Source organism: Aliagarivorans marinus DSM 23064 (assembly GCF_000429485.1).
GTDB classification, from domain to species: Bacteria; Pseudomonadota; Gammaproteobacteria; order Enterobacterales; family Celerinatantimonadaceae; genus Aliagarivorans; species Aliagarivorans marinus.
The window spans coordinates 56,902-71,068 of record NZ_AUBY01000024.1; the positions used below are offsets into that span (position 1 = coordinate 56,902).

Here is a 14,167-nt window from a genome sequence, read left to right on the forward strand (position 1 = left end):
TCGCTTATTACACCAGCCGGGGCCATTGGCCTCGGCTAGAGAATCGAAAAATGAAAGAAATCCGCATCTTTATTGTATTCGCCGTAGTATCGCTGCTGTTTATCGCCAGTGAACACTACCTACAGCGTAAACCCGTTATCTCGGTAGATCGCACCAGCCTCTACCAGTTCTTCCATGACAACTACGACGTTCTCAGTGTTGAAGCATTCGATGAGTTGCTCGCAGATTTTGATCAAGCCGATGTAGAGGTGTTTGTCGAACGTCTACTAACCGAAGAGTTGCTCTATCGGCAAGGCTTACAAGCAGGCTTGGACCAGGAAGATTCTGATATTCGACAGATCGTGGTCGAGAAAGCCAAGAATCAATTAGAGATGCAACTGTTGTCGCAAATCGACCTGAGCGAACAGCAATTGCGCCGCTACTATAGCGAAAACCTCGAGCAATATCGAAGCGACGCGCTAATCAGTGTTGAGCTAGTTAGCTTACGCAGTGCCGCTCGAGCAGCGGAAGTATTGGTTGAGTTGCAGCAGAACAGCGCCATCGAGCCTGCCGACTACCGGGAGCTCACCACCATGCCGGGGCGTATTCGCGAGGCCAGTGAACAACGGCTAACGCTGATTTTTGGGGAGGGGATCGCGACGTTGTTCTCTCAAATCGCCCGACAAAGCGAGCTGCACAACCAATGGCAACCAGCCTTTGAGAATGGCGGGGGCCATCATCTGTTCCGCATCACAGCTTATCACCCAAGCCGCGCCCAAAGTTACAGCGAAGTAAGCGACCAATTGAGCAATGATGTACTGATTAACGAGCTAGGAAGAAAGTATCGCCAACAGCTAGAGCAGATACGTCAGCAATACAAAATTGAAGTTCAGCCCGTGTTAAGTGAAGAGAAGTCCGCCGATGCATAGAATGGTTAAACTCTTTGGCTTGGCACTGCTGATGCTTAGCAGTTTAAGCCACGGGCATTCGCTGGATGCGATGTTTATCTCGATTACTGAGCAAGAGGGGCAGCTTTACCGGGTCGTCGTCACGCCCAGCAGCAAAGGCCGAATAGAAAACACCCCAAGGCTAAACTTTCCTGCCCAGTGTGTTAATCAATCCAGCATACAACACTTTTACTCCTTTCAATGTGACGAGAGCATATTGGGGCACGAGATTGGCATCGACTACGCTCACAAAGCAATGAATGTCATGCTGGTTATTAGCTACCAGCCGCTCAATGGCACGATTCAATGGCTCGAAGTTGAACATCAAAATCACTTTATGCTCGAGCCAACGAGCAGCAGTAATCAAGCCGAATTCTCATTCTGGGTTGGCGTACAACATATGCTCTCAGGTGCAGAGCATCTGATGCTAGTGGTGTTGATTGTTTTGCTGTTCAGCAACTACAGCGGGTTGTTTCGGGTTGTAACACTGTTCACCTGCGCCCACTTGCTCGCCATGCTTTTGGGACAAAGTCTGCTTGGCTGGGTGAGCGGCAACGGTGCGGCGTTTGCCATTTACTTGGCGATAGTCCTACTGGCTTATCAAGCTCTCACACAAAAACAGGCTGGGCTGGCCACGTATCCGCTGCTGTTTGTTCTTGGACTGCTGCATGGTCTGGCTATGTATGCGGCCATCTTTGAGCTACACGGACAATACCAAGGTGAAAGCTCTCCCTTGGACTTACTCTATTTCAATCTCGGCGTGGAAGCCGCCCAACTCTCTGTGATTGTGTTTATGCTGGTACTGGCCGCAATCGCTAAGCATTTTCAGTTTGCTACGAGCGAGTTGCTAAGAATGCGCAAATACTCACTGCGCGCATTCGCAGCGGCCGGCATATACTGGACGCTATCGCTGACTATTCAGCAGGGCGTAACCTTGCTTTCGAGCGTAAGCTAACAGCGAGTCTAAAAGCCCTTTCGTTTACGCCGCCCCTTGAGCAACTGGGGAGCGGCGACACGATGAACCGCTTGAGTCTCACGTTACCAAAGGCGAACTTTCAGTCAGGCCCGTCAACTGGTTACCTTCTGGAAGGAAAGCTAACTGTTGCTTGCAAAGCTCAAGCTCAAGCTCAAAGTAACACCCGCTTTACCCTAATTTACAAAGACCTACTGAACTCACGCCAGATCGCTTACTCTAATAAGGCAATCGTAGTTCATAAGAGGTTATATCCATGTCAAATATCGCGCGCTTTCTCAGTATCTCCGCAGCCTTCCTACTTGGTGCTTGTGCCAGCACTCAAGACTCGCATGCCGACCTCGACAGCAGTCGCTGGTATATGACCGGCGAGCACTACCGTATCGCCGACATCGCCCTGCCCGCTTTTACCCTGGAAAAACAAGGTGACGATTACAAAATTGCCGGTACTACCGGCTGCAATGAGTTCTTTGCCAGCGCGGCTGTTAGCGGTGACAAACTCACCGTCACCACCCCACTGGCGATGACTCGCAAGGCTTGTGGCGAGATGTCTTATCAGATTGAGCTGGAGTTTACCCAAGCGCTGGAAGAGGGGCTGACCTTGGTGGATGACCAGTGGCAGCTTAGCAACGGGGCGGTGATGGCCAGAGTGCCAAGCTCAAACTAAGCACTAAGCACTAAGCACTAAGCACTAAGCTTTTTACTAAAAAAGGGGCCACTTGGCCCCTTTTGCTTGTTAGCGATGAAGGTTACTCAACTTCGTTTCCTGAGCACTCGCCACGGCTAAAGCAGGCAAAGTTATGCAGCGTGGTCTGGGCGATGCTGGTCAATGCTTCCTCGGTGAGGAACGCTTGGTGGCCAGTGAAGATCACGTTGTGACAAGCCGATAAGCGGCGGAATACGTCATCTTGGATCACCTCCGCCGACAAGTCTTCAAAGAACAAATCGTGTTCGTTCTCATACACGTCTAGTGCCAGGCCGCCCAAGGTGCCATCTTTCAGCGCGTCGATACAGGCAGAGGAATCCACCAACTTACCGCGGCTGGTGTTTACCAAGATGGTGCCTTTCTGCATCTGATGGAAGGCGCCGCGGCCGATCAGATAGGTGTTGGCTTCGGTCAGCGGGCAGTGCAGGCTGATGATGTTGGATTCGCGGATAAGTTTATCCAGCGGCACATACTCGGCGCCCAAGGCTTCAACCTCAGGGTTTACATATGGGTCGTGCACCAGCAAGCGACAACCAAAGCCTTTAAGAATGCGCAAGGTCGCCAAGCCAATCTTGCCAGTACCGATAATCCCGGCAGTGCGGCCGTGCAGGTTAAAGCCAATCAAGCCCTCAAGGTTGAAGTTGGCATCGCGGGTACGTTGATAGGCTTTGTGGATCCGGCGATTCAGCGTCATCACCAGGGCGATGGTGTGCTCAGCAACCGATTCTGGCGAGTAAGCAGGTACCCGGGCAACACGAATACCCAGTTCTTTCGCGGCTTGCAGGTCGACGTTGTTAAAACCGGCACAACGCATCAGCAGACATTTCACATCAAGCTCGGCCAGCGCTTCCAGAGTGGCTCTGTCTAGCTGGTCATTCACAAAGGCACAAACGGCTTGCGAACCCTCTGCCAGCTTCACCGTTTCCGGGGTAAGGCGAGTATCGAAGAAACTTAACTCTAACTGGGGATCTTGGTTGTGTTCAGAAAAGAACTGTCGGTCATAACTCTTGGCACTAAATAGCGAAACTTTCATCTGAAGCCACCTTGCTTACTACTTATTTACAATGAAATATTACTCCATTAACAACTATTAAACCACCATTTGTTGGATTTAACGCTAAATATGTTGTAATTTTACAACATTAGTAATCTTTGGACCGGATCATACGGATGAGACTCGTCACCACCGCATTGCAGTACCTACGTGGTTTTGCCCTGCTATTTGGCTTTTTAAGCCTTGCCAGATTGATTGCACCGCTGGTTGGCGACGTTCTGCCTGATTCGATCCTCGGTATGTTGCTGCTGTTGGCCGCACTGCAGTTCAAGATAGTGCCACTGCACTGGGTGCAACTGAGTGCCAACCTGTTGGTGCGTTGGATGGCGCTGCTGTTTGTGCCCATCGGTGTCGGCCTTATTGACCAGCTTGAGCTGCTGCAAGCTGCGCTCCCTGCCATTATTGTCTGTTGTATCTTCGCCACGCTGGCACTGCTTCCCTTGGTTGGCCGCGTCTATCAAGGCTGGGAGCAACGCAAATGAGCTTTTTCTACCCACTGCTAACCATCGCGCTGTTTGTCTCCGCCCAACGCTTGCAGCAGCGCTTCCCAACGCCCTTACTTAATCCGGTATTGGTCACCTTGGTGATGCTATTGCTGCTGTTGGCAACGAGTGGGATCAGCTACCAAAGCTACAACCAGTACAGCCAATGGCTAAGCGATCTGTTGCAGCCCGCGGTAGTTGCCCTTGGCGTACCGCTCTACCAGCAGCTGCGACAGATCCGCCGCTCCTTAGTCGCCATCGTGCCTATTACTCTGATCGCGGTAGCCATCGCGCTTAGCTCTACGGTACTACTAAGCCTGCTCATTGGCGCATCCGAGGAGATCGCTATCTCGTTGGCCCCGAAGGCTGTCACCACACCCATCGCCGTATTAATCAGCGATGCCGCCGGTGGGGTTGAGGCGCTCACCGCCATTGCGGTGATCATCGCCGGCTTGGTGGGTGCGGTGATTGGTGAGAAGTGGTTGAGCCTATGTGGCGTTACCAGCTCACCAGCTCGGGGCATGGCAATGGGAGTCGCGAGCCACGCCCTTGGCACTGCGCAAATCAGCCGCAGCGATCAGGTTGCCGGAGCCTACAGCGCCTTGGCATTGGTGCTCAGTGCAATCTTCTCCGCCCTGCTTTGCCCCTTGATATTGCCGCTTATCCTCTAAATACAAATCGAGCGAGTTTGCTTTCTATACACTTGAGCAAAAGAGGCCATATAGATGCACGCAAAGCTAAGACATTAATGCACCTCAAGTTATTGTTTTACCTCATGGTAAAACAATATTTCATTATGTTCAGATTGTGAAAAATTATCCAATTACTGACATTTTTCAGGTATTATTACGCGCCTCAAACTGACGTTGATGAATTTTCAATCAACTCAACTAGCCACTCACTGCTATTGAGGATCACTCCCTAATGGAAAACGCTCGACCAATCCGTCGCGCCCTTATCAGCGTGTCTGATAAGACTGGCATTGTTGAATTTTCTCGCGCCCTAGCGGCACAAGGCGTAGAAATCCTGTCTACTGGCGGAACCGCCAAACTGCTAGCTGCCGAAGGCATCGCAGTTATCGAAGTATCTGACTACACCGGCTTCCCTGAAATGATGGATGGACGCGTGAAAACCCTGCACCCGAAAGTACACGGCGGTGTATTGGGTCGTCGTGGTACCGATGATGCAGTAATGGACGAGCACGGTATTAACCCAATCGATATGGTTGTGGTTAACCTATACCCATTCGCAGCCACTGTGGCTAACCCAGATTGCACCCTGGAAGATGCGGTAGAAAACATCGATATCGGTGGCCCTACCATGGTGCGCAGCGCGGCTAAGAACCACAAAGATGTGACCATCGTGGTTAACGCCAGCGACTACGACCGCGTACTAAGCGAGATGGGCGAGAACAACGGTTCACTGACCCACGCTACCCGCTTCGACCTAGCTATTGCCGCCTTTGAGCACACTGCCGCATACGATGGCATGATCGCTAACTACTTCGGCACCATGGTACCGAGCTATGGCGACAATAAAGAAGGCGACGAAGAGAGCAAGTTCCCACGCACCTTCAACAGCCAGTTCGTGAAAAAACAAGACATGCGCTACGGTGAGAACAGCCACCAAGCGGCGGCCTTCTATGTAGAAAGCAACATCGAAGAAGCCTCAGTGTCGACCGCTCGCCAGATCCAAGGTAAAGCACTGTCGTTCAACAACATCGCTGATACCGACGCCGCTCTTGAGTGCGTAAAAGAGTTCGCCGAGCCAGCTTGTGTCATCGTGAAGCACGCTAACCCATGTGGTGTAGCACTGGGCGAAGACATCCTGGAAGCCTACGACCGCGCTTACCAAACCGACCCAACCTCAGCCTTCGGCGGCATTATCGCATTCAACCGCGAGCTGGATGCCAAGACTGCCGAGGCCATCGTATCGCGTCAGTTCGTTGAAGTGATTATTGCGCCAAGTGTTGCAGCCGATGCCGTTGAAGTAGTAGCTGCCAAGAAGAACGTACGCCTGCTAGAGTGCGGTCAGTGGGACACCAAGACCACCGGCCTACAGCTTAAGCGCGTGAACGGCGGCCTGCTGGTACAAGACCGTGACCAAGGCATGGTAGCGCTGGACGACCTGAAAGTGGTATCTAAGCGCCAGCCTAGCGAAGACGAACTGCGTGACGCGCTGTTCTGCTGGAAAGTGGCCAAGTACGTCAAATCGAACGCCATCGTTTACGCCAAAGGCAACATGACCATTGGCGTGGGCGCCGGCCAAATGAGCCGCGTATACAGCGCCAAGATCGCCGGTATCAAAGCCGCCGACGAGAATCTGGAAGTAGCCGGTAGCGTTATGGCTTCTGACGCCTTCTTCCCATTCCGCGACGGTATCGACGCCGCAGCCGAAGCCGGTATCACCTGTGTGATTCAGCCGGGCGGCTCAATGCGCGACCAAGAAGTGATTGATGCAGCCGACGAACATGGCATGGCCATGGTGTTCACCGGCATGCGCCACTTCTACCACTAAGAATTTTGGGCCAGCCTCGCGCTGGCCCTTGTTTATCCCCTTTATAAAAGAGCAGAAATTACAATGAAGGTACTCGTGATTGGCGGCGGTGGCCGCGAACATGCCCTAGCCTGGAAAGCCGCACAATCAGCCCAGGTTGAAACCGTATTTGTCGCACCGGGTAATGCCGGTACTGCCCTGGAGCCAAAGCTGGAAAATGTCGCCATCGGCGTTGAAGACATCGACGCTCTGGTAAGCTTTGCCAAAGAGCAAGCAGTTGAACTGACCATCGTAGGCCCAGAGGCACCGCTGGTAATCGGTGTGGTGGATGCGTTCCGCGCAGCCGACCTGCCAATCTTCGGCCCAACCGAAGCGGCCGCTCAACTGGAAGGCTCGAAGTCATTCACCAAAGACTTCCTGGCTCGCCACGATATTCCAACTGGCTACTACAAGACCTTCACCGAGGTTGAGCCGGCGATTGCTTACGTTAAAGAGCAAGGCGCACCTATCGTCGTTAAGGCCGATGGCCTGGCTGCCGGTAAAGGCGTTATCGTTGCGATGACCGAACAAGAGGCCATCGACGCCATCGAAGACATGCTGGCCGACAATGCCTTTGGCGAAGCCGGTTCACGCGTGGTAATCGAAGAATTCCTCGACGGCGAAGAAGCCAGCTTTATCGTGATGGTAGACGGCGAGAACGTACTGCCAATGGCCACCAGCCAAGACCACAAGCGTGTGGGCGACGGCGATACTGGCCTGAACACCGGCGGTATGGGCGCCTACTCACCAGCCCCTGTGGTAACCGCTGAAGTGCATCAGCGCATCATGGATGAAGTGATCATGCCTACCGTGCGTGGCATGGCCGCTGAAGGCAATGAGTACACCGGCTTCCTATACGCCGGCCTGATGATCATGGCTGATGGCAGCCCGAAAATCATCGAGTACAACTGCCGCTTCGGCGACCCAGAAACTCAGCCAATCATGCTGCGTATGCAGTCGTGCATCGTTGAGCTGTGCCAAGCTGCGGTTGCGCGCAAGCTCGATACCGTGGAAGCCAAGTTCGACCCTCGTGCCTCTATGGGTGTGGTACTGGCCGCTGCAGGCTACCCAGGTTCTTACCCGAAAGGCGATGTGATCAACATGCCAAGCATCGAAGAGATGAGCCTGGATGCCAAGGTGTTCCACGCAGGTACTAGCGAGAAAGACGGCAATGTTGTCACCAACGGCGGCCGCGTATTGTGTGCCACAGCCCTGGGCAACAACGTCACCGAAGCGCAAGCCAACGCCTATGAGCTGGTCAAGAAGGTAAGCTGGGACGGTATGTTCTACCGCAACGACATCGGCTACCGAGCGATCGCCCGCGAAAGCTAATACGCTTTGCGCTGAGCAGCGCATATTTACTACCAAGAAGCCGCCATTTAGCGGCTTCTTTTGTTTTTACTTCCCGCAGCAGTTTTATAGTCCACGAAACGCCCTTGAGTGATAAAATTACCCTGTTGTCACTATTTACGGAAAGCGTGGAGCTAAGAACATGCAACGCCACTCTTTTATCGAAGATCTACTCGCCACCCTGATTGGCACCTCGCTGGTCGCCCTCGGCCTTTATTTTTATAAGGAAAGCGGCCTGCTGATTGGCGGTACCGCTGGCCTCTCCTTACTGCTGGAACGTTTTTCTAACTTAAGCTTCGGCCAACTGTTTTTGCTGGTTAATCTACCCTTCTTCTTACTGGCATGGTGGCAGATGGGGCGCTCTTTTACCCTACGCAGCCTAACCTGCGTGAGCATGGTCTCGCTGATGACCGATCACATGCACCGGGTGCTCACCTTACAAAGCCTTAACCCTATCTATGCCGCTCTAGGTGGCGGGATCTTAATTGGCATCGGCCTACTCTCGCTGTTTCGCCACAACAGCAGCCTGGGTGGGATCAACATCCTTGGGCTGTTCTTGCAAAAACGCAAGCTGGCACGGGCAGGCACGGTGCAGCTCACCCTCGACTGCCTGATTTTGGCCGCCAGTGTGTTTATGGTCAGCCTACCGATCTTGGGCTTGTCGGTCTGCGGCGCGCTGCTGCTAAACTCGATCATCGTGTTTAACCACCGCCATGAGCGTTATTTGGGGGCGTCGGTCTGACCTTAGTCCGATGATGGCAACATCAGCCGGACTTAAAACGAAGGCTTGTTAAGTGTTTTTAGCCACAGGCTTGGCACTGGCAGGCCAGAGGCCTACAATGGCCTCCCTTTTTTCTGCGTCGGAGCCTTGTCGATGAGCCAGCATACTTGCCTGCAACAGCGCTATCTTGAGCGATTTCAACAGCTCGATAGCTTGCTGGCCACGCAGCGCCCTTACTGGCAGCTGCAGGCCTTCGACTGCGCCGACTATCCGACAAGCTGGTCTGAAGCACTAATCGCCAGCCTCGAGTCCATCAGCGATGAGGCGCTTGCCCCCCTAGAGCAAGGCTCGCCGCTGCCCGCACTCGCGGAACACTTCCCCGCACTGCATGCTTTGAGCGACGAAGCACTCTACCCGCCCGCTCCGCAGCAACCACAGGAGACGCCATTCTGGTTAAGCCGAGGCATGAAAGGGCGCAAGGCCGAACAGGTGCAGCGCTTTAGTCAGGCGACTCGCAATTATGGCCTGCCCTTTGTGGAGTGGTGTGCCGGTAAAGGGCATTTGGGAAAACTGCTCAGCTTTCACCACCAGCAGCCAGTGCTCAGCCTGGAGTGGCAGCAAAGCCTGTGTGAGGCCGGCGAGCAAGTGGCCCAACAACTCCAGCTGCCGCAACAGTTTATCGAAGCCGATGTGCTGGCCGAAGGCTCGGAGCAACACCTAAAGCCCAAGCAGCACGCCGTCGCGCTGCATGCCTGTGGCGAGCTACATCTGCAGCTATTGCGTAAGGGCGTCGAGCGAGAGGTCGCTGCGCTGTCGGTTTGCCCGTGCTGCTACCATCTGATCCCCGCCCAGAATTATCAGCCGCTGAGCCGCGAGGCAAAGGCCAGCTCGCTGGCGCTAAGTAAAACCGATCTGCGGCTGGCAGTGCAGCAAAGCGCCACCGGCGGTGCGCGGGTACAGCGTTTGCGCCATACCGAAGTCACCTGGCGTCTAGCCTATGACAGCCTGCAACAGCAGCTCAGCGGAAATAACCAATACCGCCCACTGCCCTCAATCAACAAACAATGGTTCACCCAAGAGGATGGCTTCGAGAAGTTCTGCCAGTGGGCTGCGGATTACCACCAGCTTGACCTGCCTGATTCGCTCGATCTCGGTGAATTTTTGCAAATGGGCCAGCAGCACTATCGTCTAACCAGACGGATTGAACTAGTTCGCCGATGCTTTTCTCGCGCCATTGAGCAGTGGTTAATTCTGGATCGTGCACTTTTTCTACTACAGCAAGGCTATCAGGTTGAAATTCAGCTGTTATTTGAACAAAACTTGAGCCCTCGTAACTTTCTGATACAAGCAAGGCGTGCTTGACGCTCAACAATCCTGTTACACTCGGATGGTTGCCTGGTAACCGGAGAACGTATGCTGCGCCGTCTATTTCCCGCATGTCTTGTGGCCCTGAGCTTTGTCGCTACTGCCGACGAGCAGTTAGAGCTATTAGAAGCCGAACTACACCTGCCCGAGCTCACCGCCAGCGCAAACGCGCTCCCCGAAACCAGTCAGACTCAAACACACGGGGTGGATGACGATATCGCTAGTGCGAGCATCGTGGAAGGCAATGATCCCGCAGCCGAGGCCGAACCGGATCTCCCTCCTCCTTTGGAGGAAGCCAGTCCCATTGATGTCAAACCCGAGCAGCCCGAAGAAGCTGAAGGCCCCGAGCCTTGGGGACGTTTTCGCCTTCTAAACACCGAGCTAGAACCTAACTCAAAAGCCACCCTCGGCTGGTTCTCCGGTCACCTGTCTGGGGGCTTTGATGTGGCAACCCCGGTTGTGGTGATTCACGGTGCCGAGCCCGGCCCCAGAGTCTGTATTACTGCCGCGGTGCACGGCGATGAAGTAAACGGGGTGGAAATCGCCCGCCGGGTGATTAATCAACTGCAGCCAGAAACACTTAAAGGCACGGTAATCTCAGTACCCGTGGTCAATATCGATGGCCTGTGGCGTAAAGATCGCTACATGTCAGACCGACGCGACCTTAACCGCGCCTTCCCCGGCCACCCGCAAGGCACCACCGCATCACGCGTCGCTTACAGCCTGTTTAACAGCATCATCAAGCACTGCGATACCTTAGTTGATCTGCACTCGGGCTCCATGTATCGAGAGAACAACACTCAGTTGCGCGCCGATTTAACCATTCCTGAAGTTGCCGAGCTAGCCAAACAGTTTGGCGCCATTGCAGTGCTGCAAAGTCTGGCCCCTCCCGGCAGCTTGCGTGGCGCGGCCACCGCAGCGGGCATTCCTGCTGTGGTGATGGAAGTGGGTGGCCCTTACACGGTGGATGAAAAGCTGGTGGAAACCGGGGTTAAGGCCCTACAAAGCTACCTGAGCTCGGTCAACATGCTGCCGCGCTCATTCTTCTGGTCATCGCCACAACCGGTGTTCTACGCCTCGCGCTGGATCCGCTCCAAGGAGGGCGGCATCTTGATTAGCCGTGCGGGCTTGGGCCAACGAGTAAGAAAAGGCGAGCTACTAGGCACCATTTCCAACCCGATCAGTGACGAGGTCGAAGAAGTGTTCGCGCCCTTTGATGCCGAGGTCCTCGGCCGCGCCCAGAATCAGTTTGTCAGTGCCGGCTATGCCATCTACAACTTAGGTGAGCGCCGCAGCATTGAAGACCTTGAGCAAGAAGCTGAGCAGATCAAACGCCAGGTTGCCGCCAGTAACGCAGAGCAGATGGGCTTAGAAAGTAGCAGCAACGACGCCACCACAGCCACCGGCGATGACACTGCCCCCGAGGCAGACAACACCGAGCAAACAGCGACTGAGAATGAGCAAGACGCCGCAGTGACTGAGCCCACGCCTGAGCCAACACCACTGCCAGCGGATCGCTTACCTCAACCTGAAGATGAAGACGGTTAACCCGGAGACCATGTATGGATGCTGAACCTATTCGCTGCTCTTGGTGTGGCAGCGATCCCCTCTATCAGGACTATCACGACACGGTATGGGGACGACCGAATTTTGACAAATACGACTTGTTCGCCAAGCTCTGTCTGGACGGCCAACAAGCCGGGCTGAGCTGGATTACCATTCTGCGTAAGCAGCAAAGTTACTACCAAGCCTACGCCGATTTCCAACCCGAGAAGATTGCCCAGTTTACCGAGCAGGATGTCGAACGGCTGTTGCAGGATCCCGGCGTGATCCGCAACCGCTTGAAGGTGCAGTCGATCATCAAAAATGCCAAAGGCTTTTTGGCGCTGGAGGCACAAGGGATCGATTTCGGTGAGTATCTGTGGAGCTTTGTCGGCGGAAAGCCCATCGTCAATCAGTGGCAGAGCATGTCGCAGGTCCCAGCCGAAACCGCTGAGTCACAAGCCATGTCAAAGGCGCTAAAAAAAGCTGGCTTTAGTTTTGTCGGCCCCACCATTTGCTATGCATTTATGCAGGCAGTCGGGATGGTGAACGATCATTTGGTAGATTGCCACGTGTACGAGGCGTGCAAGCAGTCGTAAGTCGTACGACTTAAGTCTTTGATAAGAAAGTGCGCGGATGCGCCAGGGTTTGGTATTAGCCCCTCAGGATGAGGAAGCTGGGTGAGAGCGTTGTTTTTCGCCTGATCGGCGATTTTTCTCTCTCTGTCTTGGTGATAGTTGCTGTTTTAGATCCAGCTTGATCGGTTCTTGTTGCAGCAGTGCTTAGCGGTTACGTTGCTTAGCCAGCTCAGCTTCTGATTTTTTGTTGCTTACTTGGCGAAGGGCCATGGCAATCATAAATTCGTTATACATAATGTTATCTCCAGTTAAGTTAGATTAAGTTCAGATTAGCGCTTAAGTTCTTGCAGACGCTCTTCTTCAGATTTTGCAGTGTTGATTTTGCTGAATGCGAAAAGTGCTAGTAGTTCGTACATAATGTTTTTCCTCGTGTAATTTGATTACATTTTTATGTGAGTTGAATCTCGTTTTTCTGTCGAATTCATCTTACGGGTTTAATTATATGTGCGCTGCATCACTTTTTTATATTGCGATATTTCGTATTTATATTGCGATATTTATCTTTTGGTAGTTTTTTTTCAATTTACGCAAATTGAAATCCCTTTCAAGCAGTCAGCTCCATTTTTAAGCACTTCAGCTAAGCTGTTAATTTGACGATTCAACCAGTTAAGGACGACAAGGATCACCTATGAAGGCAATGCAAAGCGAACGCTACGGTAGTCAAGGTGTACTTCAGTTACAGGACGTGGCCATGCCGGAGATTCAGGCCGATCAGGTATTGGTGCAGGTCATGGCAGCAGGGGTTAACCCCGTAGACACCTATATCGCAGCGGGCAGCAATAACTACAGCACCACCTTCCCCCACACTCCCGGTAAGGATGGCGCCGGTATCATTGCCGCCGTGGGTGAGCAGGTACAGGGGTTTAGCCTTGGTCAACGTGTCTATCTGGCTGGATCAGTGAGTGGCACTAGCGCGGAATACTGTGTCTGCAACGCCGGCCAAGTTCATCCGCTCCATGACAGGGTAAGCTTTGCGCAGGGTGCGTGTTTGGGCGTGCCCTACGCCACCGCTTGGCGCGCGCTGTTTATCCGGGCAAAGGTGCAAGCAGGCGAGAGCGTGTTGATCCACGGCGCTAGTGGCGCTGTCGGCATTGCTGCATTGCAGTTTGCCAAGGCCTACGGCTGTAATGTCATTGCCACCGCAGGCTCAGAACAAGGCGCCGAGCTGCTACAGAGCCTGGGCGCCGATAGCGTACTTGACCACCACGATGAGTCACACTTTCAGGCCATTATTGATGCCGGCGGCGCTGATGTCATTTTGGAGATGCTGGCCAATATTAATCTGGGCAAGGATCTTCCTTGTTTAAACAAGGGTGGACGAGTGGTGGTGATTGGCAACCGGGGTACGGTGGAGATCAATCCGCGCGATCTAATGGCACGTGATGCGGCAGTACTCGGGATGGCCTTAGCCAATGCCGACCCTGAGCAACTGCAGACGATCCACGCCGCCATCGCCGAGGGCATGGCCAGTGGCGTGGTTGAACCGGTGATTGCCCAACGCTTTGCCTTAACTGAGTTGGAGCAAGCGCATGTGGCGGTACTTGAGTCCGGTGCCTGCGGCAATATCGTAGTAGAGGTGGCGCAGCCCTAACTGCAGTGCTCCAGCACTAAAAGTAAATATCCACCTTCTAAAGAAGGTGGCTTTGAATGAGCCCCCTCGAAGGGGGCCTTTGTCTAGTGCAGCGCCAACTCACCTTGCTCTTGACGCTCAACTTTCTCTTGATGTCTTACATATCGGCGTATGATTTCTTCGTTAATACCCACAGTATCTACGAAATACCCTCGCTGCCAAAAGTGGTTGCCCCAAAGCTTGTTCTTCCTCAAGTACGGAAACTTGTTGAATAGCTTCAGAGCTATCTTCCCTTTTAGCGCCCC

At 53.5% G+C, this 14,167-nt stretch carries 14 protein-coding genes; 12 read left to right on the forward strand and 2 right to left on the reverse strand.

Annotated elements, in window-relative coordinates; genetic code table 11:
- The first annotated feature begins 50 nt into the window (after positions 1–50).
- From G461_RS0111450 to G461_RS24025, 3 genes are all read left to right on the forward strand, one after another.
- Entirely contained in the window at positions 51–908 is an 858-nt protein-coding gene (locus G461_RS0111450; protein ID WP_026971935.1) for a peptidyl-prolyl cis-trans isomerase, read from the forward strand.
- Between the two features lies 1 nt (position 909).
- Positions 910–1,881 (forward strand): HupE/UreJ family protein, encoded by a 972-nt coding sequence (locus G461_RS0111455; RefSeq protein WP_026971936.1) that lies wholly within the window; start codon positions 910–912, stop codon positions 1,879–1,881.
- Between the two features lie 274 nt (positions 1,882–2,155).
- Entirely contained in the window at positions 2,156–2,566 is a 411-nt protein-coding gene (locus G461_RS24025; protein ID WP_035480106.1) for an META domain-containing protein, read from the forward strand.
- 82 nt (positions 2,567–2,648) lie between these two features.
- On the opposite strand, the gene G461_RS0111465 is transcribed toward G461_RS24025, so the two are convergent.
- Complete coding sequence (locus tag G461_RS0111465) at positions 2,649–3,638, reverse strand: 2-hydroxyacid dehydrogenase (RefSeq protein WP_026959623.1); 990 nt, start codon at positions 3,636–3,638, stop codon at positions 2,649–2,651.
- 137 nt (positions 3,639–3,775) lie between these two features.
- Between G461_RS0111465 and G461_RS0111470 the strand changes: the two genes are divergently transcribed.
- The 9 genes from G461_RS0111470 to G461_RS0111520 all read left to right on the forward strand — a co-directional run bounded on the left by G461_RS0111470 (position 3,776) and on the right by G461_RS0111520 (position 13,883).
- Entirely contained in the window at positions 3,776–4,141 is a 366-nt protein-coding gene (locus G461_RS0111470) for a CidA/LrgA family protein (RefSeq protein ID WP_026959622.1), read from the forward strand.
- The gene (locus tag G461_RS0111475) at positions 4,138–4,812 is read left to right on the forward strand and encodes an LrgB family protein (RefSeq protein WP_035480109.1); all 675 of its coding nucleotides are present in this window, start codon (positions 4,138–4,140) and stop codon (positions 4,810–4,812) included. Before G461_RS0111470 ends, G461_RS0111475 begins: the two co-directional genes overlap by 4 nt.
- Positions 4,813–5,065: 253 nt before the next feature.
- A complete protein-coding gene (purH, locus tag G461_RS0111480; protein ID WP_026971938.1) occupies positions 5,066–6,658 on the forward strand; it encodes a bifunctional phosphoribosylaminoimidazolecarboxamide formyltransferase/IMP cyclohydrolase in 1,593 nt (530 codons plus the stop codon).
- Between the two features lie 63 nt (positions 6,659–6,721).
- Positions 6,722–8,008 (forward strand): phosphoribosylamine--glycine ligase, encoded by a 1,287-nt coding sequence (purD, locus tag G461_RS0111485; protein WP_026971939.1) that lies wholly within the window; start codon positions 6,722–6,724, stop codon positions 8,006–8,008.
- Positions 8,009–8,168: 160 nt separating this feature from the next.
- The gene (locus tag G461_RS0111490; RefSeq protein WP_026971940.1) at positions 8,169–8,768 is read left to right on the forward strand and encodes a YitT family protein; all 600 of its coding nucleotides are present in this window, start codon (positions 8,169–8,171) and stop codon (positions 8,766–8,768) included.
- 132 nt (positions 8,769–8,900) lie between these two features.
- Positions 8,901–10,109 carry a methyltransferase gene (locus G461_RS0111495; protein WP_051333522.1) on the forward strand — a complete coding sequence of 403 codons (1,209 nt, stop codon included), beginning with the start codon at positions 8,901–8,903 and terminating at the stop codon, positions 10,107–10,109.
- Positions 10,110–10,160: 51 nt separating this feature from the next.
- A complete protein-coding gene (locus tag G461_RS25525) occupies positions 10,161–11,660 on the forward strand; it encodes a succinylglutamate desuccinylase/aspartoacylase family protein (protein ID WP_051333523.1) in 1,500 nt (499 codons plus the stop codon).
- A gap of 14 nt (positions 11,661–11,674) precedes the next feature.
- Positions 11,675–12,253: a DNA-3-methyladenine glycosylase I gene (locus G461_RS0111505; protein ID WP_026971942.1), complete on the forward strand. Its 579-nt coding sequence runs from the start codon at positions 11,675–11,677 to the stop codon at positions 12,251–12,253.
- 667 nt (positions 12,254–12,920) lie between these two features.
- A complete protein-coding gene (locus tag G461_RS0111520) occupies positions 12,921–13,883 on the forward strand; it encodes an NADPH:quinone reductase (RefSeq protein ID WP_026971943.1) in 963 nt (320 codons plus the stop codon).
- Positions 13,884–13,966: 83 nt separating this feature from the next.
- Here the strand turns inward: G461_RS0111520 and G461_RS0111525 are convergent.
- Positions 13,967–14,167 (reverse strand): transposase (locus G461_RS0111525; RefSeq protein WP_026971944.1); only part of this gene is annotated, 201 nt, incomplete at its 5' end.

What these genes read in the sequence shown, in the direction of transcription:
- G461_RS0111465 (WP_026959623.1), bottom strand. Translation starts at nt 3,638, where the DNA reads ATGAAAGTTTCGCTATTTAGTGCCAAGAGTTATGACCGACAGTTCTTT.
- G461_RS25525 (WP_051333523.1), top strand. Translation starts at nt 10,161, where the DNA reads ATGCTGCGCCGTCTATTTCCCGCATGTCTTGTGGCCCTGAGCTTTGTC.
- G461_RS0111505 (WP_026971942.1), top strand. Translation starts at nt 11,675, where the DNA reads ATGGATGCTGAACCTATTCGCTGCTCTTGGTGTGGCAGCGATCCCCTC.
- purD (WP_026971939.1), top strand. Translation starts at nt 6,722, where the DNA reads ATGAAGGTACTCGTGATTGGCGGCGGTGGCCGCGAACATGCCCTAGCC.
- G461_RS24025 (WP_035480106.1), top strand. Translation starts at nt 2,156, where the DNA reads ATGTCAAATATCGCGCGCTTTCTCAGTATCTCCGCAGCCTTCCTACTT.
- purH (WP_026971938.1), top strand. Translation starts at nt 5,066, where the DNA reads ATGGAAAACGCTCGACCAATCCGTCGCGCCCTTATCAGCGTGTCTGAT.
- G461_RS0111475 (WP_035480109.1), top strand. Translation starts at nt 4,138, where the DNA reads ATGAGCTTTTTCTACCCACTGCTAACCATCGCGCTGTTTGTCTCCGCC.
- G461_RS0111470 (WP_026959622.1), top strand. Translation starts at nt 3,776, where the DNA reads ATGAGACTCGTCACCACCGCATTGCAGTACCTACGTGGTTTTGCCCTG.
- G461_RS0111490 (WP_026971940.1), top strand. Translation starts at nt 8,169, where the DNA reads ATGCAACGCCACTCTTTTATCGAAGATCTACTCGCCACCCTGATTGGC.
- G461_RS0111450 (WP_026971935.1), top strand. Translation starts at nt 51, where the DNA reads ATGAAAGAAATCCGCATCTTTATTGTATTCGCCGTAGTATCGCTGCTG.
- G461_RS0111495 (WP_051333522.1), top strand. Translation starts at nt 8,901, where the DNA reads ATGAGCCAGCATACTTGCCTGCAACAGCGCTATCTTGAGCGATTTCAA.
- G461_RS0111520 (WP_026971943.1), top strand. Translation starts at nt 12,921, where the DNA reads ATGAAGGCAATGCAAAGCGAACGCTACGGTAGTCAAGGTGTACTTCAG.
- G461_RS0111455 (WP_026971936.1), top strand. Translation starts at nt 910, where the DNA reads ATGGTTAAACTCTTTGGCTTGGCACTGCTGATGCTTAGCAGTTTAAGC.